The sequence below is a fragment of the Segatella copri genome (assembly GCF_019127135.1).
GTDB lineage: Bacteria > Bacteroidota > Bacteroidia > Bacteroidales > Bacteroidaceae > Prevotella.
In genome coordinates this window covers 1-24,755 of the sequence record NZ_JAHOEA010000051.1, presented here as the reverse complement: position 1 = coordinate 24,755, position 24,755 = coordinate 1, and the positions used below count along the sequence as shown (strand labels likewise).

General features: G+C 43.8%; 18 protein-coding genes. 5 read left to right on the top strand and 13 right to left on the bottom strand.

The features are described 5' to 3' along the window. The 6 genes from proB to KSW37_RS12170 all read right to left on the bottom strand — a co-directional run. A partial coding sequence (gene proB / locus KSW37_RS12195; RefSeq protein WP_217743488.1) for a glutamate 5-kinase occupies nt 1-718 on the bottom strand: 718 nt, incomplete at its 3' end. Nucleotides 719-901: 183 nt separating this feature from the next. After that, nucleotides 902-2,560 (bottom strand): AMP-binding protein, encoded by a 1,659-nt coding sequence (locus tag KSW37_RS12190; protein ID WP_153121972.1) that lies wholly within the window; start codon nt 2,558-2,560, stop codon nt 902-904. A gap of 10 nt (nt 2,561-2,570) precedes the next feature. Then, nucleotides 2,571-3,125, bottom strand: coding sequence for a helix-turn-helix domain-containing protein (locus tag KSW37_RS12185; RefSeq protein ID WP_117662198.1), 555 nt, complete (start codon nt 3,123-3,125; stop codon nt 2,571-2,573). 198 nt (nt 3,126-3,323) lie between these two features. After that, complete coding sequence (locus KSW37_RS12180) at nt 3,324-4,901, bottom strand: ATP-binding protein (RefSeq protein WP_217743487.1); 1,578 nt, start codon at nt 4,899-4,901, stop codon at nt 3,324-3,326. Nucleotides 4,902-5,091: 190 nt separating this feature from the next. Beyond that, nucleotides 5,092-5,874 carry a pyrroline-5-carboxylate reductase family protein gene (locus KSW37_RS12175; RefSeq protein WP_217743486.1) on the bottom strand — a complete coding sequence of 261 codons (783 nt, stop codon included), beginning with the start codon at nt 5,872-5,874 and terminating at the stop codon, nt 5,092-5,094. A 242-nt stretch (nt 5,875-6,116) separates the two neighbouring features. Further along, nucleotides 6,117-8,885 carry a DNA methyltransferase gene (locus KSW37_RS12170; RefSeq protein ID WP_217743485.1) on the bottom strand — a complete coding sequence of 923 codons (2,769 nt, stop codon included), beginning with the start codon at nt 8,883-8,885 and terminating at the stop codon, nt 6,117-6,119. Between the two features lie 645 nt (nt 8,886-9,530). On the opposite strand from KSW37_RS12170, the gene KSW37_RS12165 reads away from it, so the two are divergent. From KSW37_RS12165 to KSW37_RS12155, 3 genes are all read left to right on the top strand, one after another. Next, nucleotides 9,531-10,139, top strand: a complete 609-nt coding sequence (locus KSW37_RS12165) for a hypothetical protein (protein WP_217743484.1) — start codon at nt 9,531-9,533, stop codon at nt 10,137-10,139. A 345-nt stretch (nt 10,140-10,484) separates the two neighbouring features. Next, entirely contained in the window at nt 10,485-12,611 is a 2,127-nt protein-coding gene (locus KSW37_RS12160) for an outer membrane beta-barrel family protein (protein ID WP_217743483.1), read from the top strand. A 128-nt stretch (nt 12,612-12,739) separates the two neighbouring features. Next, nucleotides 12,740-14,311, top strand: coding sequence for an ATP-binding protein (locus tag KSW37_RS12155; protein WP_217743482.1), 1,572 nt, complete (start codon nt 12,740-12,742; stop codon nt 14,309-14,311). Between the two features lie 210 nt (nt 14,312-14,521). Here KSW37_RS12155 and KSW37_RS12150 read toward each other — a convergent pair whose 3' ends face one another. From KSW37_RS12150 to argR, 5 genes are all read right to left on the bottom strand, one after another. After that, the gene (locus KSW37_RS12150; RefSeq protein ID WP_217743481.1) at nt 14,522-15,664 is read right to left on the bottom strand and encodes an aspartate aminotransferase family protein; all 1,143 of its coding nucleotides are present in this window, start codon (nt 15,662-15,664) and stop codon (nt 14,522-14,524) included. A gap of 108 nt (nt 15,665-15,772) precedes the next feature. Further along, nucleotides 15,773-16,774, bottom strand: coding sequence for an N-acetyl-gamma-glutamyl-phosphate reductase (gene argC / locus KSW37_RS12145; protein ID WP_217314225.1), 1,002 nt, complete (start codon nt 16,772-16,774; stop codon nt 15,773-15,775). Between the two features lie 3 nt (nt 16,775-16,777). Continuing rightward, nucleotides 16,778-17,980, bottom strand: coding sequence for an argininosuccinate synthase (locus KSW37_RS12140; RefSeq protein ID WP_217743480.1), 1,203 nt, complete (start codon nt 17,978-17,980; stop codon nt 16,778-16,780). A gap of 76 nt (nt 17,981-18,056) precedes the next feature. After that, nucleotides 18,057-18,668 (bottom strand): GNAT family N-acetyltransferase, encoded by a 612-nt coding sequence (locus KSW37_RS12135; protein ID WP_022121132.1) that lies wholly within the window; start codon nt 18,666-18,668, stop codon nt 18,057-18,059. Nucleotides 18,669-18,757: 89 nt separating this feature from the next. Then, complete coding sequence (gene argR, locus KSW37_RS12130) at nt 18,758-19,246, bottom strand: arginine repressor (RefSeq protein WP_117694687.1); 489 nt, start codon at nt 19,244-19,246, stop codon at nt 18,758-18,760. Between the two features lie 332 nt (nt 19,247-19,578). Here argR and KSW37_RS12125 point away from each other — a divergent pair, with 332 nt between their 5' ends. Together KSW37_RS12125 and KSW37_RS12120 are read left to right on the top strand one after the other, a co-directional pair. After that, nucleotides 19,579-20,907, top strand: a complete 1,329-nt coding sequence (locus KSW37_RS12125) for an inositol-3-phosphate synthase (protein ID WP_118081929.1) — start codon at nt 19,579-19,581, stop codon at nt 20,905-20,907. Nucleotides 20,908-21,038: 131 nt separating this feature from the next. Continuing rightward, on the top strand, nt 21,039-22,058 hold the full coding sequence (locus KSW37_RS12120) for a helix-turn-helix domain-containing protein (protein WP_217743479.1): 1,020 nt from the start codon (nt 21,039-21,041) through the stop codon (nt 22,056-22,058). A gap of 284 nt (nt 22,059-22,342) precedes the next feature. Here KSW37_RS12120 and KSW37_RS12115 read toward each other — a convergent pair whose 3' ends face one another. Next, nucleotides 22,343-23,101, bottom strand: a complete 759-nt coding sequence (locus KSW37_RS12115; RefSeq protein WP_022121137.1) for a Bax inhibitor-1/YccA family protein — start codon at nt 23,099-23,101, stop codon at nt 22,343-22,345. A gap of 117 nt (nt 23,102-23,218) precedes the next feature. Beyond that, a complete protein-coding gene (locus tag KSW37_RS12110) occupies nt 23,219-23,368 on the bottom strand; it encodes a hypothetical protein (RefSeq protein ID WP_217743478.1) in 150 nt (49 codons plus the stop codon). Between the last annotated feature and the right edge of the window lie 1,387 nt (nt 23,369-24,755).

The following is a 24,755-nucleotide window of genomic DNA, read 5'->3' as shown; positions in this document are numbered from 1 at the left end:
TGATGAGGATGTTTGGCGTATTGCCGTTGGCGATGATTACCTTGATGCCGGCATTGGCTACGTCGTGAGCGGTCTTTACTTTCGATGTCATACCGCCTCTGCCGTGACTGCTCTTGCTGGCAAGGATGTACTCACTGATGTCACGGTCGTAATAAACCGATGGGATGATGCGGGTGGTAGGCTCGCTTGGGTCACCATTGTAGATGCCGTCCACATTACTTAATAGAATCAAGGTGTCGGCATTCATCATCTTGGCAATCAAGCCAGACAACTCATCGTTATCGGTAAACATCAGCTCGGTGATGCACACGGTATCGTTCTCGTTGACGATAGGGAGCACGTTGTTTTCCAGCATCACCTGCATGCAGGCCTCCTGGTTCTTGTACTGCTCCTCGGCACCGAAGTTCTCCTTCATGGTCAATACCTGACCAATCTTTATCTTATATTCACGGAAAAGGTTGTAATAGAGACCTACGAGTTTCACCTGTCCGATGGCAGAGAACAGCTGGCGCTGCTCCACGCTGTCCAAATGGTGGTCAACGTGCAGCTCGGCTCTTCCGGCAGCCACGGCACCAGAAGAAACCAGAATCACCTCATAGTCGTGCTTTTTGAGCCAGACAATCTGATCAACAATCGCCGACATTCTCGTTACATCCAGTTTTCCGTCTTCTCGGGTCAGCACGTTGCTGCCCACTTTTACTACGATTCTTTTTCCCATAAATTTTAGTGAAGAGTGAAGAACGAAGAGTGAATAATTCTCTTGTTCTTTTTGTTATATTTTATGTTGAATACATATTTAAGTGAAGAGTGAAGAACGAAGAGTGAAGAATTCAATAGCTTTTTTATGCTAAATTTTAGCTTGTTAAAGCAAGAGAATTCTTCACTCTTCACTCTTCGTTTTTCACTTAACCCCGTCTTTTTCTCGAATCTCTACTCTTCGAATCTTGCCGGAGATGGTCTTTGGCAATTCATCTACGAATTCGATGATGCGAGGATATTTATAAGGAGCAGTCTCATGCTTCACATGATCCTGCAGCTTCTTGATGAGGTCTGGACCTGCCATACTCTTGTATTCATCCTTCAGTACGACGGTTGCCTTGACAACCATACCGCGGATTGGGTCTGGCACACCGGTGATGGCGCACTCTACTACGGCAGGGTGAGTCATCAGGGCATTCTCTACCTCGAAAGGACCGATGCGGTAACCCGAACTCTTGATCACGTCGTCGATTCTGCCCTCAAACCAGAAGTAGCCTTCCTCATCACGCCAAGCCATATCGCCTGTATGATAGTAACCATCATGCCAAACCGATTTGGTCTGCTTTTCATCACGATAGTAATATTTGAAGAGGCCGATAGGCTTGTCATCGCCGATGCGGATGCAAATCTCGCCCTTTTCGCCATCCTCGCATTCCGTCATGTCTGGGCGAAGGATGTGAACATCATATTGTGGGTTTGGCTTGCCCATGCTTCCTGGCTTTGGCTTGATCCAAGGGAAGGTACCCAAAGTCATGGTAGTCTCAGTCTGTCCGAAACCCTCGTAAATCTGAACACCTGTCAGCTTCTGGAAGGTTTCTGCCACGGATGGGTTCATAGCCTCACCCGCAGTGGTGCAGTATTCAAGACTGCTGAGGTCATACTTAGAGAAATCCTCCTGAATCATGAAGCGGTAGATAGTAGGAGGGGCACAGAAAGAGGTGATGTGATACTTCTCAATCTGGCGCATGATCTTATCAGCCGTAAACTTCTCGTGGTCGAAGACGAAGACGGTGGCTCCTGCAAACCATTGTCCGTAGAGTTTGCCCCATACAGCCTTGCCCCAACCGGTATCGGCTACGGTAAGGTGGATGGAGTTCTCGTGGAGATTGTGCCAATATACACCCGTGGTCAGATGACCGAGGGCATAGAGGTGATCGTGTGCCACCATCTTTGGCTCGCCAGTGGTTCCCGATGTGAAGTACATCAGCAGGGTATCCTCATTAGAGTTTACATGTTCAGGGCGAACAAAAGGAGCGCATTCGTTCCATTCCTTCATCCAGTCGTGGAAACCTTCAGGGATATCCGGACCGATACTGATCAAAGTCTTGACAGTCGGACTCTCTGGCATAGCCTGATTAACCTGCTCTACCACGTAATCATCGCCGCAGCAGATGATAGCCTTCACGCTTGCTGCATTGTTGCGGTAAACGATGTCGTGCTTGGTAAGCATGTGGGTGGCAGGAATGGCTACGGCGCCCAACTTGTGGAGACCGAGCATGGCAAGCCACCACTGATAGTGACGCTTCAGAATCAGCATCACCTTATCATCGTGACCGATGCCGAGACTCTGGAAATAAGCAGCAGCCTTGTCGCTCTGCTCCTTCAGGTCCTTGTATGTAAAACGGATTTCTTCACCTCGTTCGCTTGCCCAAAGCAGCGCCACGTGGTCTGGTTTGATCTTTGCCCATTCGTCCATCACGTCGTAGGCAAAGTTGAAATCTTCTGGTATGATAAACTCCAGATGCTCCTTGAAGTCTTGCTCTGAAGTGAATTTTGTCTGTTTTAGAAATCTCTCGATCATAGTTACTCTTCTAGATAATTATACAAAGGAACTTAGCAGGTTCATTGTTGAGTGAGCGGAAGCAGTGTGACTTCTTGCTGTCGAAGTAGATGCTGTCGCCAGGGTTCAGCACCATCACCTTCTCTTCGATGGTAACTTCAAGCTGTCCCTCAATCACATAATCATATTCCTGTCCGTCGTGTCCGTTCTTGTTCGGCTTCTTGTCGCCTGGCAACGGATCCACCTGTACCATGAACGGATTCACCTTTCTGTCCTTGAATCCTACGGCAAGGCTCTGGTATTTATACTGGTTGTTGCGGTCTATCTCCGGTCCCTGTCCCTTGCGGGTTACGTAGTATCCCTTCATGCGAGGTTCCTCACCGAAGAGTAATACGTCGAGGTCGATGCCGTATCGCTTTGAAATCTTTGAAAGTCGATACACGGATGGGTCGGCTTCTCCCGACTCAATCTTGAGATAGTGGTCAAGACTGATTTCGCAAAGTTCTGCCACTTCCTCAGCCGGGATGTTGAGAACCTCACGGAGACCTTTCAGTCTTTCACCGATTTGCTTGATTGCTTCGTCCATAGTGCTATTCTTTTTAGTTGTTCCTGGCGAAGGTATATTGCGAACCTTCGCATTTTGGGGCAAAATTACGACTTTTTGTTGATATATCCAAACAATCTGCTGATAAATTAATAGATTAAAGTGATATTTATGCATAAGAGCATAAAACTATTAGAATGCGCAGACTTCATCTTCCATATACCAAACTTGTTTTCTTTTTTATTTTACTTCTTTCCAATCAATGAGTCCTTTGCCCATGTCATCTAATTCTACAGCTACCCCTATAACTTTTCGGTCATCTGCCAAGAATGGCTTGAGATATCCGTTGTCAATCATTTGTTTTTCGGCAGCATTTATCCCTCCGTTGTTTGCTAACTTTAGTTCCATCACATAGATGAAACGAGAGGTGGAGGCTACGATGTCTATCCTGCCAGTTGATAGCATGTGTTCTACTTCTACTTTGCAGCCTATGGCATTCAGTATGGTGCTGATGATAAGGCGATAACGCTCCTCCATGTCCATACTTACCAATTTCTTATTGCTGTATGGGACATTTGAGATAAGAGATTTCATACACTGCTTGGCTTCTTCCAAATTGCCATTATTCATACTGTGCATCAACCTACTTTGTATGGAGACAATATCCGTGATGTCCTTCTGGGTCAGTGCAGGCAATACGGCTTTATAGAGAGCCTTTCTTACTTCCTCATTCGGAAAGCCTAAAGAATATCCATCTTCATCAAAACCCTTGATGGTGAGATAACCTGTCTGATAGAGGAATAGTTCGGAACCGCCTTCTATGACATCTGATGTCTCCAGTGTGTCTTTGTCGATGTAGCAATCTTCGAAGTCATGAAGGCGTAACTCCATGTTGTTTACGAATTTATTCAGCATGGAAGTGGCGCCGGATGAAATCCAATAGTTGCGCAGACGCAATTGGGAGAGGGCGTTGAGCAAGCTGAACGGATTGTAGATGTCGGTCATGTTCTCATCGCTGAAATGATAACCGTCATAATAGGTCTTCAACTTGTCGTGTGCTTCTTCAATGCTGCATTCCATCTTATCTGCCAAGGCTTCCAACTCTGGGGCGAAGTTGACTGTCATTTCTTCCTCGGTGATGCCACAAAGAGGGGCAAAATGTGGGAGAAAGCTGATGTTTGTCAGATGGTTAAGTACAGAGAATAGGGATATCTGGGTAAACTTCGTGATGCCTGTGATGAAGACAAAGCGAAGTACATTTCCTTTGAGTTTGAGTACGGAGAATACAGAACGATAAACTTCAGTGCAACCTTCATGCTCTGGTGTCTTCCATGAATGCTGCAAAGGGGAATCGTATTCGTCAATCAGCACCACTACTTGCTTACCTGTCTTTTGATAGGCTGTGTCAAGGATAACTTGGAAACGTACGGATTCGCGAGATGTCTCTTTAGGCTTGATGCTGTATAAAGCTTCGTATTTCGAAAACTCAAGATTGAGATAGTCTTTGATTTCGGCAGCAGTGGCACCTGCACCGCTCATGTCAAGTCTGATGACGGGATACTCAGTCCATTCTTCTTCTAGTTCCATAATCTTCAGCCCCTCAAAGAGTTCTTTCTTGCCTTCGAAGTAGCATTGCAAGGTATCTATAAGCAGAGATTTACCGAAACGACGAGGACGGCTCAGATAATTGTATAAATCACCTGAGTGAGTAAGTTGCCATACCAAGTCGGTCTTGTCAACATATAAGTAGCCTTCCTTGCGGATAATGCTAAAGAATTGTATGCCTGCTGGCAATTTCCTTGTGTTCATCTCTGCCATAGTCTTTCTGTTCTTTTATTCTTTGGCAAAGATACATTTATTTTTCCATTTATCCAAGGATTATGTGCAATAAATGTAGTTAGCTATCTTATAAAACATAAAAAATGCAGCAAGAGTATAAAACTCCTGCTGCATTTGCTTTTTTTTATGGGTTGTTTGCTATATGTCTTCTATCATCTACAGATAGATTTTATTTCTTTCCTGCCAGCAAACCATTAATCACTGCGCTGGTAAAGCCGCCCTGTTCCATGGTGTTGAGGCCCTTGATGGTGCAGCCGCCAGGAGTAGTAACCTTATCAATGGCAGCCTCTGGGTGTTCGCCAGTTTCCTGAAGCAGCTCTACGGCACCCTTGATGGTCTGCAAGACAATCTTCTGGGCATCCTTAGCCTTGAATCCCATCTCTACGCCGCCTTCCACATTGGCTCTTACATAGCGCATGGCGTAAGCGATGGCACACGACATGGCTGTGGCTGCTGGGAAGAGACGTTCTTCCATGATGAGGCTTTCGCCCAATTCATCGAAGATTTCTGTAATCTGCTGGATTTCTGTGGCAGATGCATCTACAGGAGTGATGAAGGTCATCGACTGCTTGTAGGCGATGGCGATGTTTGGCATCACGAGGAAGAAGGTTGGGGTGATGCCATCCTTGTCTAACCACTCCTTGATGTTGGCTGATGGCACACCGGCTGCAACGACCACGAGTTTCTGACTCTTGTAGTCGAGTGCATCCTTGATACCCTTCAATGTCTTCTCTACGCACCATGGCTTTACTACCACGCATACGATGTCTGCGCCGTGGCAAGCCAACTGGTTGTCGAGGGTTACGCTGGCTCCTTCGCTTGCGAAGTGATCCAATACTGGTTGGTTATGGTCTGATACCGTAATATCTGATGGAGTGAACTTCTCGCTCTGCAAGAGTCCTTCTGCCATGGCACCGCCCATGGCACCTGCTCCGATAATTGTTATTTTCATTGTCGTCTTATAGTTAAAATGCAATTACGGTGCAAAGATACTACTTTTATCTGAAAATAGCGTGTTTATAGACGATTTTTTAAGAAAGTACGCTAGTTTACTGACGATATTTTAAGAAATTTGCTAGTTTACTCCCATTCTGGAAGTATCTACGTCCTTGGTTCTCTTTTCCTTGTACTTGCCTATCTTACAGATGATGGAGATGGAGGCAGATGCCCTTGTTGGCTTATATCGCAAATTCTTTATTCCACCATTTCTGCATACTTCTTGAACAGCTCCGCTACGCATTCACTCTCCGTCATCTTGGTGGAGAAACCATAGGCTGCCATCACGGCTCGGTCGTTCTGGCGATGAGCTTGCAAAAGCTCTTTTGGCATGAGTGTCGGGTCGTAGAGGTCGGCGAGAGAGGAGTCGGGATACAATGCCCTCGCATCTAGGATGGCTTGGGCGGATGCCTCTATCTTCGCTTGCTGCTCTGTGGTAGGCGATGGCCAAGGGAAGTTGTTGTACACGATGTCCTTGCTGTAGCGGTAACGCATTTCTAAGCGACCGCACACCGCTCGCATCCATGCCATGTGGACGTTCGACTCCAAGATGCCGAAGTGGTAGAGAGTGGCGTTGGGAATTATCTGAACAGCGTCACTGGAAATCACATCGGCTATCATAAAGCCCATTGGGATATACTTTCGTCTCTCTGACGAAACCCTTGGCAGGATTATGTAATCAGCACCTTCCGGTTGCGTCATCTGCGCAAACAAGTGTGGAACCTTGGCATAGCCGTTTGTTGTCTTAGCCCTTGAAGCAAGCCGCATCTCCTGCACGGCTTTCACTTTGGTATACAGAGTTGGCGAATGTTTTATTTCGGCAGGAGTAGCATGATTAAGCCATAGACACCAGCGCTTTTTTCCTTTTATAAATTCCTCCGCACCCATATATGGACGCAAGAATTTTTCGGCTCCATCATCCTTGGATACGATTTCCTCGCGTTCTTCAGGACTGATAACAAAATGCCCTCCATCTCTCGGCTGATTTCCGAAGCACATCTTTGGAACATCACACAACGGGGTCTTGTGCGGCTCTATTGTCATTTCATTTCCTTCTGTCAGGTATGGACTTATGCTGCTCACAACATGTTTCTGCACACCGTTATCATAAGTATAATATAGACATTTCTCTTCGCGGTTGCGCCATGCAAAACCAACAATAACACAATGTACAGCAGCTTTGTTGCTTGACTCACTCGTCCACTTAAATGTAGGGTACGCATAGTTTATATGCACATTGAAGTCTTTATACAACACATTCCAGAGAATTGGAACTTGTACTCCCTGCGAGATTGAGTTCGTTGACACAAGAGCCGCCTCAATTTTTGTGCCCTTCATAATCTCTGCCGCTTTCTTGTACCAACAGCATACATAGTCAAGGTCTTGCACATCTTTGATGTTACCAAATATGTTTTGTACATCTTTCTTTTGTTCGCTTCCTTGTTCCATCATTCTTGCTCCCACGAATGGCGGATTGCCGATGATGTAATCCAATTTCTCTTTAGGGCAAACACTTTCCCAATCTATCCGTAGCGAGTTGCCTTCATGGATGTTGGCGTAGCTCTTCAGCGGCAGGAAGTCGATGTCGTGGTGGATGATCTTCTCTGTCTCTGCCATCATCTGCGCCTCGCTTATCCAGAGAGCGGTGGTGGCTACGGTGACGGCGAAGTCATTGATTTCGATGCCGTAAAACTGATGGATGTTCACCTTGATGGGATTCTCGAAGGCGTTAAGTTGCTCCACGCTGTATATCTGCTTGATAATCTCGTTCTCCAGTCTTCTGAGCGAAAGGTAAGTCTCCGTGAGGAAGTTACCTGAACCGCACGCCGGGTCGAAGAAACGCAATTCTGCCATCTTGTCTTGCAAGGCATGAAGTTGCTGCATACGTTTCTTGATGTTGCTTTCCTCCAAACAGTCTTCGAACGCTGTTCGAAGGTCGTTATAAAACAGAGGGTCGATAACCTTGTGGATATTCTCTATCGAGGTGTAGTGCATACCTCCTGAACGTCGAGTCTCAGGATTGAGGGTACTCTCAAACACTCCGCCGAAGATGGTTGGAGAAATCTCGCTCCAGTCGAAATCGAGCGAGGCGTGCTGCAGGAGCGTATCACGCAGTTCGTCGGTGAACTGCGGAATGTCAATATCCTCGGCAAAGAGTCCGCCATTGGTATATGGAAAGGCGGCAAGCGAGGGATTGAGATACTTGCTTCGCTTGTCGGCTGGGGTGTTGAGAACCTCGAAGAGTTGTACCAGAGCCATTCGCATATCTTCCGTCTGATAATGAGCCAGAAAATCATGGAACATATCTCGTTTGCCGAAGATTCCTGCATCCTCAGCATAGAGGCAGAAAACCAACCTCACGCAAAGAATGTTCAGGTAACGCAGTGATTGAGGGTCATCGGCATCATACTGAGTAACAAAGACATCATAGAGTTTGCCGACAATCTCGCCAGCCTTCATTGATACCTCCATCTCCCGTTGCAGGTGAACGCCCTGCTGTTCTACCAGGAATTGCAAGCGATAGTACTCCTTCTCCAAGTCTTTGAGGAGAATACGGGATGGCTCACCCTTTGGGTTCTCCATGTCATAGACATCGAACTCGGCGAAGTTGCAGGTCACTATCCATCGAGGGCGCTGCGAGTAAGGCAGTGCGGCACTATATCGCTGTGCCTGCTGGAAGGGGGTTAATAAAGAGCCGTCGCTCTGCTTGATGGCCTGTCTCAAATCCTTGCCCAATGATTTCTGCTCTATCATCACGTGGGTGGAGGGAATCATTCCGTCGATGAAGGATGTATGGTCGAGTTGTGCCTGTTGCTCGAAGGTGATGAACACTGAAGGACTCTCCACCCCGAAAATCTCGGTGAGGAGTTCTATCCAGAATGTCTGGCTCTCGCCCTTCTCATATCCCCGGCCTTCCCATCGCTTGGCGAAGGCAGCGGCAGCCATGCTTTGTTGTTTCTCTGTCATGTTCGTAAGTGAAGAGTGAAGAACGAAGAGTGAGGAATTCATTAGTTACTCTTGCGTTGTCTCTTCCTGTTGGCAAAGGTAATAACTTTTTCTTAAAACGCCAAGAGCGACAGCCAAAAATGTATCGGCTGCCGCTCTATTATTTGCTTTTGACATTTGCTTGCTCAATCAATCTTTTTTCCTTTTTCCTCACTAAATGCCTTTATCATTATTTATAGTCTTTGCAATTTTAACACTACAATAAACGTGCGCCAATGCTATAACAACCGTTAAAAACCAAGTCTTATTTCGAAATTTCATCCGTTTTTTATTCTTTTGTTCCCATTTTAGCGATATTTTTCGTATATTCGCATTCGCAATCGGGAAACCGACAACGCAAAAATCTAAAAATGAATGCAAAACAAATATCTTATGGCAAAGATTATTGTAAGAAACCAAACGAAAAAACACTAACCAAAGATGGTGTTGATTACATCTGCATTGCCGATATAGCAAGGCAGAAGAATCCCATTGAGCCCAAAGATGTGGTAAAGAATTGGTTGTGTTCCAAAAACACCTTGGAGTACTTAGGACTTTGAGAGCAGTTGAGCCCGACTCGATGGGTGGAACTAACCCATGCTGTAGTATTATTAAATTTTATCAACTATGAATAGTAAGAATTTATACTTTACAATCTTCTCTTTTATCCTTTTAGGATTTATCTCTTCTTGTGCAGAGAATAGTAATAAGTGTAGGCCTTCTTATGCAAGCAACATAGAACAACTTAATGAAAAGTTATATGATTCTTATGCAAATGTTGCAGTAAGGGAAAACAACACAACATCTGATAACATAATAACACCAGAATATTTTGGAGGCTCATATGTCAAGGCAAATAAACTTATTGTCATGGTCAAAAATGGAAGTCCAAAAGGAATAGAAGATATAAAGAAAAGACTAGGCACAGATTCAAATGTGACATTTGTATCTTGTACTTATTCTCTTCAAGAATTAAAAGAATTAAACGCTAAATTGAAAGTATCTTTTGCCAAGAAAGCTGCATTGCGAGACGAAATTGGGTGGGTTGCTGTTGGTATCAAACCTATTCAAAATAGAATTGTCGTATATTTGAATAATGCTTCTAATAAAAATATCTCTAAATTCAAGAATGAAATTTGCAATTCAGATAAAATAATTTTTGATCAATTGGAAATAGAGCCAATTGAAATACAAAAAGATACAGCAAAAGACGAAAAAGTAGGAAGTCCCTCATAAAAGTGTATGGATAACTCGAAGAGTCCCTCATAAAAGTGTGTTAATCTTCTAAAAAGTCCCTCATAAAAATGTGATAGATTTTGCTATTTCATTGTTTTTCAGTCTTTTGCAGCAAGAATACAATAATAATACCATGAGTATATGAAGGAGATGATGTCGCATCGCAACCTTTTTGATGGCTTTTCTGTCTAATAACTAGACAGCAGTGTCAAGTATTTAGACAGGTCCTTTTATGGTCTTTTTTCTATATGTTCTGATAATCAGTTGTTTATGTTTTTGGCATAGCCGTTGCCTTGCTATTTTGCAACAAATAAGAATAGTAACAACATAAAGAATAGTAAGAAAATGAAAAGACTTGCGTTAGTAGCATCCTTCTGTGGCATTACTATAACACAGATGATGGCACAGAACATCAACGGCGAACAGATTTCCGACACGACCCTATTTGATAAGTTCTCCAAAGAACTTGGCGAAGTGGTGGTGAAAGCTCATCTTCCTCAATATAAGAAGACCCACGAAGGACTGCTGACCAACGTGGCAGGAACCGTGCTTAGCAAGATGGGTACGGCAGACGATGTATTGAAGCATGTGCCGAGTATCGTGAAGAAGAAAGATGGATATGAGGTGGTCGGCAAGGGTACACCTATTATATATATCAACGGCAGGAAGATGCAAGACATCAGTGAGTTGGATAACATTAAATCTTCTGACATCAAGAGTGTGGAAGTCATCCAGAATCCTGGAGCCGTCTACGATGCTTCGGTAAATGCGGTAATCAAAATCAAAACCATCAAGAAGAAAGGCGAAGGCTTCGGCTTTGATACTCGCTCTGTGTATTGGTATAATAAGCACGACAATACCATCCAACAGGTTAACATGAACTATCGTCATAATGGACTGAATCTCTTTGCCACTTATAAGTTCTCTGATGCAACATGGATGCAAAAGGCCACCTACGAACAGACTGTACATGTAGATACGCTTTGGCAACAGCATAACAACAACGAAGTAACAGATCGCATAGAATCGCACCGTCTTATCAGTGGTTTTAGCTATGATTTCAATGCCAATCATTCCATTGGTGCGAGATACACCTTGACCTCGCCAGGCTATTCTCGCTCAAAAGATTTTTTCGATAGTCAGGTAACTGCCGATGATAAGTTTTACGACTATATCAAAACCGATGGTCTGACGGTTGACAAGGACAATCCTAGCCATCAATTGAATGCCTACTACAACGGCACATTGGGCAAGACCACTATTGATCTGAATACCGACCTCTATTTCAGTACAAACAGGGCTTATGCCTATAGCGATGAACAGAGCCAGGAGCACGATTCTCGTAACGTCAACTCCAAGAATCGTGTGAGCAACAAGATGGTAGCCACCAAACTCGTAATTACCTCTCCTCTCTTAGGAGGTAATCTCTCCTATGGAGCTGAGTATATCCATACCCGTCGCAACGATGACTACGAAGTGAATCGCACCGACCTCCTCACCAACTCTTATAGCAAGTTGGAGGAGCAGACGGCAAGTCCATTCATCCAATATGCACGCCTCACCCCGATAGGAAACATCACGGCAGGATTGCGATACGAGTATGTAAGATTCAAGTATTATGATGCAGGCATCTATCAGCCCGAGCAGAGTCGCTCCTTCCGCAACCTCTTTCCTACCATCAGCTATGGTGCGAAGATAGGTAAGGTAATGGCACAGTTGAGCTATTCGGTAAAGACCTCTCGTCCTTCATATAGTCAACTGAGCAACAATGTATCTTATATGAATAGATTTACTCGCCAGACAGGTAATCCTTATCTCGACAACGAAACCAATCACAGAGTGGAATTATCGGGTGTATGGAAGTTCATCCAGTTTATGGTCAACTACAAGGACTCTCGCAATGCCATCATCTATTGGGCGGAGCAAATACCTGGGAACGAAGCTATTACCATGATAAGTCGTAAGAACGTGAAAAGTCTCAAGAGCATGACTGCCTACATCAGTGCCGCTCCAAAGATAGGCATTTGGGCGCCGCAAATCAACTTGGGCATGCAGAAACCCTGGTTCACCCTCCATACTGATGTGGCATCTTATCGCTTGAACCGTCCTATCTTCATGGGCAACTTCAACAATGCCTTCTCCTTGCCATGCGGCATCACTCTTAACGTGGATTATCGCTATCAGAGCAAGGGTAACACGATGAATGTATATCTTGCCAAAGAGCAGCATGTACTGGATGTCAGTATCAGTAAGTCATTCCTAAAGGATGCCCTTACCTTGGAAATAAAAGGCAACGACCTGCTTTATAAATGTTGGGATGCCGACTTGCTCTATAACCAGAAGATGGAACTCCTGCAAGTATCTAAGCGGGGTACGAGAGACCTGCAACTCACCCTTCGTTATAAGTTCAATACCACACGCAGCAAGTACAAGGGAACTGGTGCCGGTAATGCAGAGCTGAATCGACTATAAATATCTTTTATTCGAAAGTAGAGACATTTAAGGTGATTTTTCGAGTTATCGGGCTAAAAGGCTACAAAAAGTTTGGTTAATCAAGAAAAATACCTTAACTTTGCCACCATAATTAAAGGGAATAGCTTATGAAAGGTAGAAGATATCCTCTCGGAATACAGACTTTCAAGAATATCATAGAGGGAAATTATGTATATGTAGATAAGACCGACTTAATCTATGAGTTGGTGCATGAGAAGAAATATTGCTTTCTGAGTCGTCCTCGACGATTCGGAAAGTCACTCCTTGTCACAACCCTACAAGCCTACTTCGAAGGAAAGAAAGAGCTATTCAAAGGACTAAAGCTGGAAGCCTTGGAAAAAGATTGGGAGAAACACCCCGTTATCCATCTTGATCTTAGCAAGGGGAAATACTATAATATGGAAAGCCTGATAGAAACTCTTGATAAGATTCTTGAAACATACGAGGATTTATACCAAATAACTTCTGTTAGTACCGAGGCTTTTAATGTCCGATTGATTCGCATCATCAATGCCGCCAAGCAAAAGACCGACAGGAATGTGGTTGTGCTCATCGATGAATATGATGCGCCGATGCACGACTCTATGAAAGACAAGGACCTGCAGGACAAGATACGTGACATCATGCGCAACTTCTTCAGTCCTTTGAAGTCAGAAGAGGACAATCTTCATTTTGTCTTTTTAACAGGAATCTCCAAGTTTAGCCAGTTGAGTATCTTCAGCGAACTGAACAATATCACGAATATCAGTATGTGGGATAAGTACAGTTCTATCTGTGGCATCAGCAAGGAAGAACTCTTGGAAAAATTCCACGATGATATAGAGGAATTAGCGCAGGCCAATGATATGAACTATGAGGAGGCCTTAGCTGAGTTGAGATATAATTACGATGGCTACCACTTTAGTGGGAAAGGTGCCGATATGTATAATCCTTACAGCATGTTCAATTGCTTAGAGACCCATGAGTTTGATAGCTATTGGTTCTCTACGGGTACTCCTACCTTCCTGATAGAACTGCTTCAAGAGAAAAATGTCGATATGCTCCAGTTGGACGACATTTGGACAACCTCCGACCGCTTCGATACTCCAACAGAGAAGATTGTTGACCCTGTGCCGGTATTATACCAAAGCGGCTATCTCACAATAAAGTCATACAATCGTTTGGCGAAATTATACAAGCTTGCCTTTCCTAATGAAGAGGTGCGCAAGGGCTTCTCCAACAGCCTCTTCCGCTATTATGCCCCAGACGGCATGGGCGACCGTGATGCTATCTACATGGCATGGGCAAAGAACTTCATCCTGAGTGCCGAGGACAATATGGAGGCATTCCTCCCTCATCTCCAGACTTTCTACAAGAAGTTCCCATATACATTGGTCAACAACAACGAACGCCATTACCAAGCCGTGCTCTACACCATATTGTTAATCCTCGGATGTGATGTTACTCCAGAGGTGCCTACATCTGATGGCAGAATCGACATGGTGCTGAAAACCAAGCGCAGCGTCTATATATTGGAACTTAAATATAAGAAGGATGCTGAGGCAGCGATGGAGCAAATCGACAGCAAGGACTATCTCGCTGCCTTCGCCGATGACAGCAGAAAGAAATACAAGGTGGGCATCAACTTCTCGGAAGACCGTCGAAGTATCGATGACTGGAAAGTGGAGGCATTGGCATAATACTGCTTGTGATGAATGGGTTAAACATCTTCTTATTACTATTTAAGAGGAGGTGAATATGGATAGATACGTATAATCCATGACTATATGTCTAGATATGAAAAGAAGAACAAGAGCGACAGCCAAAAATGTATTCGGCTGCCGCTCTCTTTCTTTTCTTTCTATTTCTTTTATGGGTTGAGTTTTCTTTATATCCTTATCAGAAAGGGTTTATACTTCTTTTAATACGGTTTCCAATCTTCCGATGAAGTCATCCACATTCTCTTTGGTCAATACCAACGGAGGGAGGATACGAAGGATGTTAGTGCCGGCGCAACCGGTGAAGCAGTGCTGCTCGTGAATGAGCTTGCTGCGAACTTCCTTGTGAGGAATATCGAGTACGGCACCTATCATCAAACCACGGCCACGAACTTCTGTGATATGGCTGTTGCGCTTCTGCAACTCCTTCAACTGGGCGATGAGATATTCACCAACCTCATGCGCATTCTGTACCAGATTCTCCTTCTCAAATACATCGAGAACGGCGAGAGCGGCAGTACATGCCAGGTGGTTGCCACCAAAGGTAGTACCCAACTGACCATATACAGGAGTAAACTCTGGAGAAATCAATACGCCACCCATAGGGAAACCATTACCGATACCCTTGGCAACGGTGATGAGATCAGGCTTGATGCCCAACCACTGGTGAGCAAAGAACTTACCGCTTCTGCCATAACCGCACTGGATTTCATCGCAAATCAGGAAAGTGCCGTATTTCTTGCAGGCTGCCTGCAAACCCTGAGCAAACTCAGGAGTAACCATGTTGCAACCACCTACGCCCTGGATCGCCTCAATGATACAAGCACATACATCGCCCTTGGCAAGTTCCTTCTCCCAAGCCTCCAAATCATTGATAGGAAGATAGGTTACGTGACCATTATCATTGATAGGAGCGATGATCTTAGGATTATTTGTTACCTCTACGGCAAGGGATGTTCTGCCGTGGAAAGCCTTCTCTATAGAAAGCACGCGGGTTCTTCCGTTGGTGAATGAAGCCAGCTTCAAGGCATTCTCGTTTGCCTCGGCACCTGAGTTGATGAGGAAGAACTGATAATCTTCATAACCGCTTATCTTGCCCAGACGCTCAGCGAGTTTCACCTGCAACTTGTTGATGACAGAGTTGGAATAGAAACCCAGGTTGTTCAACTGGTTGGTGAGCATCTCCACATAGTGAGGATGGCAATGACCGATGCTGATAACGGCATGACCGCCATAAAGGTCGAGATATTCCTGACCCTTGTCGTCCCATACCTTGCAGCCCTGTCCTTTTACAATATTAATATCGAAAAGAGGATATACGTCGTAAAGTTTCATGTTAAATCTATGTTTTAAGAAAGACAACTCATAGAGTTATCTTATTACAAACTATTTTTATGATAGAAGAACGAATGATTTTTCATCCGTTCTTCCGTATTCTTTTATCTAAAATGCTGATGGCTTGAGCTTTAAACCTGCAGTCTGGTCGAGACCAAACATGATGTTCATGTTCTGAACAGCCTGACCTACGGCACCCTTCAAGAGATTGTCGATGCAGGAAGTGATGAGGAGCTTATCGCCATATTTATCCACATGAACCAGGCACTTGTTGGTATTCACCACCTGCTTCAGATCGATAGCCTTATCCACATAGTGGGTGAACTTGGCATCCTTGTAGAACTCCTTGTAACCTGCTACGATTTCCTCGATTGGCTTGTCGGTCTTTACCACTTCTGTAGCGAAGATGCCACGGGCGAAGTCGCCACGATAAGGGATGAAGTCGATGGCTGCATCGAGATAACCCTGTGTCTGCTTCAGACTCTGACGAATCTCTGGCACGTGCTGATGGTTGAATGCCTTGTAGATGCTCATATTGTTGTTGCGCCATGAGAAATGGGTAGTGGCTCCTGGCTTCTGACCTGCGCCGGTGCTACCGGTAATGGCATTGACAGATACATCGCTGTTGATGAGGCCCATCTTAGCAGCAGGCAACAAACCAAGTTGAATGCAAGTTGCAAAACAACCTGGGTTTGCCACGTGCTGAGCTACGGCTATTTTTGATTCATTTATTTCTGGAAGACCATATACAAAATCGTGAGCGGCTGGGGTTGGCTGCTGGGTAGCAACCACTGTCTCTGGGGCAAGACGGAAGTCTTGTGCCAAATCGATAATCTTCACGTTCTCCGGAACATTGTGCTCCTTCAGGAACGCCTCGCTCTTGCCGTGACCGAAGCAGAAGAAGATGACATCCACCTGGTCGAAAGGCATCTCGGCGGTAAACTTCAAATCAGTCTCGCCATACAATCCTTCGTGAACCTCAGCCACCAGGTTGCCGGCGTTACTCTCGCTGTTGGCGAATACAATCTCTGCCTCAGGATGGTTGATAAGGAGGCGAATCAACTCACCTCCTGTATAACCAGCTGCTCCTAAAATACCTACTCTAATCATAATTTATCTTTCCTCGTTAGGGTGCATACCATAATAAACACGGAGTGGGGTAGAGCTTACCTTGATGAAGCCCTTCGCATCCTCTGCTGTCCAACCATGCTGCATCTCACCATACTCACCGAGCTTAGACTTGGTCAAATCATCTGGCGAATCGATACCTACAGTCTGGAAGCTAAATGGACGGAGCTTCAAGATGGCAGTACCGTTTACATTGCGCTGAGAAGAAGTCAGCATTGCCTCGATATCCGGCATTACAGGCTCCAGGTACTGGCTCTCGTGGAGGAACATTCCGTACCAGTTGCCTACCTGATCCTTCCAATACTGCTGCCACTTGCTCAATGTGCTCTTCTCCAACAGGCGGTGTGCCTCGATGATGAGCTTAGGAGCTGCAGCCTCGAAACCTACACGACCCTTGATACCGATGATGGTGTCACCCACGTTGCAGTCGCGACCGATGGCGTAAGAAGCACCAATCTCCTCAATCTTCTGGATGGCAGCAATCTTATCATCAAACTTCTCGCCGTTGACAGCCACAATCTCACCCTTCTCGAAGGTAATCTTCAGTTCAGCCTCTTCTTCCTTGGCAGTAACGTGCTTCAGATAAGCCTCTTCAGGGAGACCCTGGGTTGGATCGAGAATCTCACCACCGCAGATACTGGTTCCCCAGATACCTACGTTATATGAATATTTCAACTTGGTGAAGTCTGCATAGAAACCATGCTCGTTCAGGTAGTCAACCTCCTCCTTACGAGAAAGTGCCTTGTCACGTGTCAAGGTAATGATTTCTACACCAGGAGCCATTACCAGGAAGGTCATATCGAAACGGATCTGGTCGTTGCCGGCACCTGTACTTCCGTGAGCGATGGCGTCAGCACCAATCTCCTTGGCGTAACGTGCGATAGCAATAGCCTGGAAGATACGCTCTGAAGATACAGAGATAGGGTAGCAGTTGTTGCGGAGCACATTACCGAAGATCATGTATTTCAATGATTTCTCGTAATACTCGTGGGTAACGTCGAGAGTGACGTATGCCTTGGCACCCAACTTATATGCGTTCTCCTCGTTGGTCTTCAACTGCTCGGCAGAGAAACCACCTGTGTTAGCGCATGCTGCATAAACATCCCAGCCATCCTGGGTCAACTTCATTACTGTGTATGATGTATCGAGACCGCCGCTAAAAGCGACTACTACTTTTTTATTTGCCATTTTATTTTATGTTTAATATGTGGTGAATAATGTTTAGATGGCAATTTTGCCAACACCTTAAATTATATGTAAGGATTTAAATTTCTGCAGATGGACCGTCAATCTTGCGGATTCTCTCAATCACTTCCTGAGGAAGCTTGATAGGCAGATGCTCCTCTGGGTCGAAGAGCATGGCGGTGCAGATGCAGTATTTGCGGTTGGTACGATGGAGGACATCTACGTTGATGCAACCCTCGCAACCACGCCAGAATGACTCATCATCGGTCAGGTCGGCGAAGGTAACAGGAAGATAACCCAGCTGGGTGTTCATCTTCATGACAGCCGAACCGGATGTCAAAGAGAAAATCTTGGCATGAGGCCATCGCTGTCGGGCAAGCGTAAAGGTAAGGTTCTTGATACGCTTAGCCAGTCCCATACCACGGAAGTCTGGGTGAACGATCAAACCTGATGTGGTAACATAGTGCTTGTTGCCCCATGTTTCGATGTAGCTGAAACCTGCAAACTTTTCGCCCTGGAGAGCGATGACCGCCTTGGCTTCGCGCATCTTGGTGGCAACATACTCTGGTGAACGCTTGGCGATACCAGAACCACGCTTCTTTGCAGCTTCTGCAATTGTAGTCAGAATGGTGTCGATGTACTTGATGTGACTTTCGTCAGCCACCATTACTTTAACTTCTGCTTCTTCCATTTTTTCTCTTCTATCTTAAAATGTTTTTGTTTTAATATTCTTTCTTTATATATAATAAGGTGTATGTTTTGCATAAAAATGCAACTACCTTATATATATTTATGGTGAACGTCTGGAATTACCTCTGCTAGTGCATTGATGATTTCCTCTTCTGTTGTCCCTTTCTTCTTAACCAGAAAGATCGTGTCGTCACCAGCGATGGTTCCCAGAATTTGAGGAATATCACTATTATCTATATTATAGGCAATGCTGCTTGCATATCCCGGACGGGTTTTGATCACGACCATGTTTCCAGAGAAGTTGATAGACTGGAATCCGGTATTCACCATCATCTTGCTCACTGGAATATGGTTTGATACTCTCTTATATAATGTATCGTTGGGCAGGACATACGCATATTTTCCACTCGAAGATGCTGCCTTTGCCACCTTGAGCAGTTTTAAGTCACGGCTCAATGTGGCTTGCGTAATCTTAAAGCCTTCTTTGTGAAGAGCCTCCAAAAGTTGGTCTTGTGAACTCAACTCCTGACTTGATATAAGCATCTTCAAAGTTTCCAATCTGCTATTCTTTGCCTTCATATGCTGTATTTTTATTCGTTTAACGGCTGCAAAATTACAATATATTTTGCAAATAACAAAATAAAATGAAAGAAAAATGCATAAAATAACATTATTTTGTCTTTTGTTATGCATAAGCGTGGAATAAATATGCATGTATTGCCTTCTTTTATACAAATATTCTACACCAGGCTTTTGATGCAAAAAAGCCTTTTTTGTCTATTTTTAGCTAATTATTGTAAATTATTGAAAGAAAGTCTACGGAAACCGCATCGGTTCAATTAGTTTTTGTTATCTTTGCAGACACAATTCTTAGATTATAATCAACTTAATATAAAATAAACCTTTAGAAGATGGAAAAAATGAATGTTAAACCAGCAGAAGGTAAGCTGGGAATCTTGGTTGTTGGTTGTGGCGCAGTAGCTACTACCTTCATGACCGGTGTTTTCATGACTCGTAAGGGACTTGCAAAGCCAGTAGGTTCAATGACTCAGTACGACAAGATTCGTGTCGGCAAGGGTGCAGACAAGAAATATCTGCACTACAAGGACATCGTTCCACTTGCTGACCTTAATGATATCGTATTCGGTACTTGGGATGTTTATCCGCAGAATGCTTATCAGGCAGCTATGTATGCTGAGGTATTGAAGGAGAAAGACATCAACCCTGTACGCGAGGAGTTGGAGAAGGTAGTACCAATGAAGGCAGCTTTCGACAAGAATTATGCAAAGCGTCTTGATGGCGACAATGTGAAGGATTGCAAGACCCGCTGGGAGATGGTAGAGGCTCTTCGTCAGGATATCCGCGACTTCAAGGAGAAGAACGGTTGTGCCCGTATCGTTGTTATCTGGGCAGCATCTACCGAAATCTACGTTCCTGTAGATATGGAGATTCATGGTACATTGGCAGCACTTGAGGCTGCAATGAAGGCTGACGACCGCCAGCATGTAGCTCCATCCATGTGCTACGCTTATGCTGCTTTGACAGAGGGTGCTCCTTTCATCATGGGTGCTCCTAATACAACTGTTGATATTCCTGCTATGTGGGAACTCGCAGAGAAGACCAAGATGCCTATCGCCGGTAAGGACTTCAAGACAGGTCAGACTCTTGTCAAGAGTGGTTTCGCTCCTATCATCGGTACCCGTTGTCTCGGCTTGAATGGCTGGTTCTCTACCAATATTCTCGGCAACCGTGATGGTCTCGTTCTCGATGAACCAGCTAATTTCCATACCAAGGAGGTAAGTAAACTCTCTACTCTTGAGACAATCCTGAAGCCAGAAGCTCAGCCAGATCTCTATGGCCATGGTAACGATGAAGATACTCAGTACTATCACAAGGTACGTATCAACTATTATCCACCTCGCAACGATAACAAGGAGGGTTGGGATAATATCGATATCTTCGGCTGGATGGGTTACCCAATGCAGATTAAGATTAACTTCCTCTGCCGCGACTCTATCCTTGCTGCTCCATTGCTGCTCGACCTTACATTGTTGAGCGATCTTGCAGCTCGTGCAGGCCGTTTCGGAATCCAGCGTTTCTTGAGTTTCTTCCTTAAGGCACCTATGCACGATTATACTAAGGGTGAAGAGCCTGTAAACCATCTCTACCAGCAGTATACGATGCTGAAGAATGCTATCCGTGAGATGGGTGGTTACGAGGCCGATGAGGAAATCGACTAATTAGGTCATTTCATTTAATATTACACCTTATTATATATAAGGCATTAAATTTATATCATGGCACACCTTTGGAATGTTAGAACTTCTCTCCATAGGTGTGCCTTTTTTGTTTATTTACATAGATCGTAGACATGGATTCGGTAACGAGTTTTATTTATGGTATGAGCATGATGTTCTTCTCCATGATGGCTTTCCTGTTTTGGAGAAAAGGAAAGGAGATGCTCTTTCGGATGATTATGTGGCTCATGATTGTGGTCGCCCTGCAGTTGGTAAAGGACCTGGTTTTCTTTCTGATTTATGGTTTTGACAACGAGCATGCGTGGTATCTTACGTCTTCGTTGGATATGATGATTATTCCGTTCTACAGCTTTGTGTTGATGGAACTGGTGAAGCCGGGCTGGTTCAGATGGGTGAAAGCTTTGATGCTGGAATTGCCTTTCCTCTTGTTGCCGGTGTTCTATATTTTTACCCATAATGTCATCTGGTTTTATGTGCTTTCTGCCTGGGGAGCCATTTATGGATTCTCTACCTTTATATTGCTTTTCTTTATGATTCGGAGGTATCACCGCGAGCTGAAAGAGCGCTTTTCTTATCAGGAAAATATTAATCTGAATTGGCTTCTTGCCATTCTCAATACCTTCTTCCTGATTCTGTTTTTATGGACGCTGAGCTGTTTCGTTATTAATGTGGATTACGACAATATCTATATGGTAAGCTCTCTGATACTCTGGATGCTGATAGATTATTTTGTTTATAGGCATGAGTCAGTGATAGAAGAGTTGAGCGATATTGAAATTGTACCGTTAGAGCAGAACGAAGTAGATGTTTCGGGGATGGCTGCTGAGGTGCAGCGGTTGTTCGAGGAAGATAGAATCTATCTCAATCCGAAACTGAAATTGTCTGATGTGGCGCTGGCTGTAGGTACGAACCGTACTTATCTGAGTCGCTATTTTAACCGGCAGAATGGGCAGACGTTTTATGATTATGTGAATTCTTATCGTATACAGTATGCAGAGAACTTGTTGAAGTCAACGAACTTTCCTTTGCCGGAAATCGCCATCAAATCGGGATTTAATTCTATTTCTACGTTCAGAAGAGTATTTTTTGCCTCTTTTGGTTGCTCTCCTAATAAATATAGGGTAAATGCGTAAGTTGTTGAAGTTTAGGTAGTTTCTAAAAATCAGTGGAACACTGAAAAATGTCAAAAGACACTTTTTGTCCATTTGAAACTTATTTTTGCTATTTTGAAACCATAGTTCTCAATTTTTTTTCTATCTTTGCACCATAGAACTTTTTGAAGAGAATATAACTCTAGCATTTACTTTTTCTAGGAATTAAAAAATAAAGGTTGGCCAACCCGTTGAGGGCAAGCCAACCTTTCTCGTTATGTATGTTATTCTTTGTTTTTTTACTTTATTCCCGGTTCCCGTTTTCATTATTCCTTGTTGCTGCCTCCGAAGATGCGGAGCAAGTAGAGGAAGAGATTGATAAAATCGAGATACAGAGTCAAGGCTCCGATGAGTGCCAGTTTCTGTGCGCCCTCGCTCATGTCGTATTGTGTCTGGAGCATCTGCTTGATCTTCTGACTATCCCAAGCGGTCAAGCCAACGAAGATGGCTACACCTGCGTAACTCAAAATGTAATCAAACCCAGAACTCTTCAAGAACATGTTTACTACGGTAGCGATAATCAGGCCTATCAGCGCCATGAAGAGTATTTTTCCTAAAGAGGTCAAATCCTTCTTGGTAGTGTAACCATAGAAAGCCATCGCTCCGAATGTGCCGGCTGTAATAAAAAATACCTTGGCAATACTGGTCATCGTATATACTACGAATACGGATGAAAGCATGGCACCATTCAAAACCGAGTAGACGATGAAGAGTAGGGTGGCCGTAGTCAGGGAGAGTCTCTGTAGGGCACCAGTAATGATGAATACCAGGGCGAGCTCTGCGATAATCAAACCAAAGAGCAAGCCGCGGCTTGTCATCAAGGTCATCAGCAGGGTAGGACTGCTAGCCACACCATAGGCAGTAACGCCCGTAATCAGGAGAGCTAAGGTCATCCATGTATACACTTTGCGCATCAAAGCAGAGAAAACACCGCTTATACCTCGCTCTTTCTCATTAACAGCAAAGCCATTGCTTTGCTGGTTGTTCTGACTATTTATCAGATTGTACATTTCCTTTTCTGTCATAATTCTATTTTCTTTTGTTATTTATGGTCTATTGAATAATATAATAAGCGCAAAGATAATGCCAATTATTGAAACGAACGATAATCTCTGCGCTTTATTAACATTTATTCCGTAATTTTACGTCATTCTCAGACCCTTTATCAGGATATGATAGTTGCCGCTAGGAATGATGGTGATGTTTGACTTCATGTCAGTCTCCTTGCGGTTGAAACTGATCTGCCATTGCCATCTTAATCTCTTATCTTCTCTTTCTTCTACCAGTCTCATACGCTATTAGTTTTATTTCGAATGCAAAGATACGTCTTTTCCGTTTTCTACCTATGCGATTTGTGCGATTTGCGTGGATTCGGGAAATAAAGTGCGAAAAAAATCATGGAATCATTCAGAAGAATATCTCCGAAGGATAAGAAAATAACTCCGAAAGATAGCAGAATATCTCCGAAGGATAAGAAATTATCTCCGAAAGATAGCAGAATATCTCCGAAGGATAAACCCAGAAGACAAATGTAGGTAATCAGATGACGAAGATATGGAAACTGGGTTGTGGTGACGAGGTGAAGGGTGAAGGGTATATTTTAAATCTTATATTATATTCTTTTTTTAGGGTTTTTCCGATTTTTGACCCTAGGGTACCCTTTCATTTTTCCCTTGCCGCGCGTATATATAAAAAAGAGTTTTCAAACCTTCACCCTTCACCTTTTTATTTAACGTTTTATGTGTCAAATAGTTACGGGTGAAGGGTGGTGAAGGGTGTTTAGTGTATTTTATAAACATATTTTAAGAATTCAGCTCGTTTTTACATGTTTTAGCGCTTGTTTGCGGTTCCGAAATGGGTGCCTTTTTTTAGAGAGTCCTCTTTTTTTTTATGATTTCTTTCTGCAGAAACTCCTAGAATCCCTGTCTAATCAGTATCCTTGATGTATAAGCCGTTAAAATATTGTTAGCGAAATAAAGTTAATGGCTATGGATAAGCGTAAACTTCTAAAATATAAATTATCTTAAAAACATTATAACCTTAATTGTATTGTCAGCGAAAATAAAGTTAATGGCTACGGATAAGCGTCAATTTTTAAATATAAATTAACAGAACTTTCGCATGTGGTTCAAGAACCTTTCAGGGCGTATGGGACAAAACTTGCGAAACTTGAGTAAATTAACTGAAAAAGCATTATAACCTTAATATTATCGTGCGCTTGCGTATACGCTTGAGTGCGTGCACTGGCGAGCGCATATATATAATAATGTAAGCAGCTAAAATCTATTGCATAAAGTCTTTATAGATGTTAAAAACCGACTAAAAAAGCAACTTTTTTGCGAAAAGATTTGGTGAAATGAAAAATAGTTAGTACTTTTGCACTCGCTTTTGAGAAATACACTTTCTCTTAGCAACAAAAGAAAGAGTTCTTTGAAAGATTTTACATAAACAGACAAGTAGTACAAGAAGCGGTTAACTTCTTAGAAATAAGAAAGTTGACTGGGTAAAAGAAACGAACCGTCAAGCAATTGACAAGTCAGGTTTACTAAGCTTCAATAAACGAAAAGGATATTCGTCCTAAGTACAGACAACAAACACCGATTGCTTCAGCAATGAGGCAAGAAGTAAAAATGATATTTTACAATGGAGAGTTTGATCCTGGCTCAGGATGAACGCTAG

Excerpts from the sequence above, each read along its gene's own strand:
- KSW37_RS12155 (WP_217743482.1), top strand. The coding sequence starts at position 12,740 with ATGAAAGGTAGAAGATATCCTCTCGGAATACAGACTTTCAAGAATATC.
- argR (WP_117694687.1), bottom strand. The coding sequence starts at position 19,246 with ATGAAGGCAAAGAATAGCAGATTGGAAACTTTGAAGATGCTTATATCA.
- KSW37_RS12120 (WP_217743479.1), top strand. The coding sequence starts at position 21,039 with ATGGATTCGGTAACGAGTTTTATTTATGGTATGAGCATGATGTTCTTC.
- KSW37_RS12160 (WP_217743483.1), top strand. The coding sequence starts at position 10,485 with ATGAAAAGACTTGCGTTAGTAGCATCCTTCTGTGGCATTACTATAACA.
- KSW37_RS12175 (WP_217743486.1), bottom strand. The coding sequence starts at position 5,874 with ATGAAAATAACAATTATCGGAGCAGGTGCCATGGGCGGTGCCATGGCA.
- KSW37_RS12180 (WP_217743487.1), bottom strand. The coding sequence starts at position 4,901 with ATGGCAGAGATGAACACAAGGAAATTGCCAGCAGGCATACAATTCTTT.
- KSW37_RS12190 (WP_153121972.1), bottom strand. The coding sequence starts at position 2,560 with ATGATCGAGAGATTTCTAAAACAGACAAAATTCACTTCAGAGCAAGAC.
- KSW37_RS12110 (WP_217743478.1), bottom strand. The coding sequence starts at position 23,368 with ATGAGACTGGTAGAAGAAAGAGAAGATAAGAGATTAAGATGGCAATGG.
- KSW37_RS12135 (WP_022121132.1), bottom strand. The coding sequence starts at position 18,668 with ATGGAAGAAGCAGAAGTTAAAGTAATGGTGGCTGACGAAAGTCACATC.
- KSW37_RS12170 (WP_217743485.1), bottom strand. The coding sequence starts at position 8,885 with ATGACAGAGAAACAACAAAGCATGGCTGCCGCTGCCTTCGCCAAGCGA.
- argC (WP_217314225.1), bottom strand. The coding sequence starts at position 16,774 with ATGATTAGAGTAGGTATTTTAGGAGCAGCTGGTTATACAGGAGGTGAG.
- KSW37_RS12115 (WP_022121137.1), bottom strand. The coding sequence starts at position 23,101 with ATGACAGAAAAGGAAATGTACAATCTGATAAATAGTCAGAACAACCAG.
- KSW37_RS12185 (WP_117662198.1), bottom strand. The coding sequence starts at position 3,125 with ATGGACGAAGCAATCAAGCAAATCGGTGAAAGACTGAAAGGTCTCCGT.
- KSW37_RS12165 (WP_217743484.1), top strand. The coding sequence starts at position 9,531 with ATGAATAGTAAGAATTTATACTTTACAATCTTCTCTTTTATCCTTTTA.
- KSW37_RS12140 (WP_217743480.1), bottom strand. The coding sequence starts at position 17,980 with ATGGCAAATAAAAAAGTAGTAGTCGCTTTTAGCGGCGGTCTCGATACA.
- KSW37_RS12125 (WP_118081929.1), top strand. The coding sequence starts at position 19,579 with ATGGAAAAAATGAATGTTAAACCAGCAGAAGGTAAGCTGGGAATCTTG.
- KSW37_RS12150 (WP_217743481.1), bottom strand. The coding sequence starts at position 15,664 with ATGAAACTTTACGACGTATATCCTCTTTTCGATATTAATATTGTAAAA.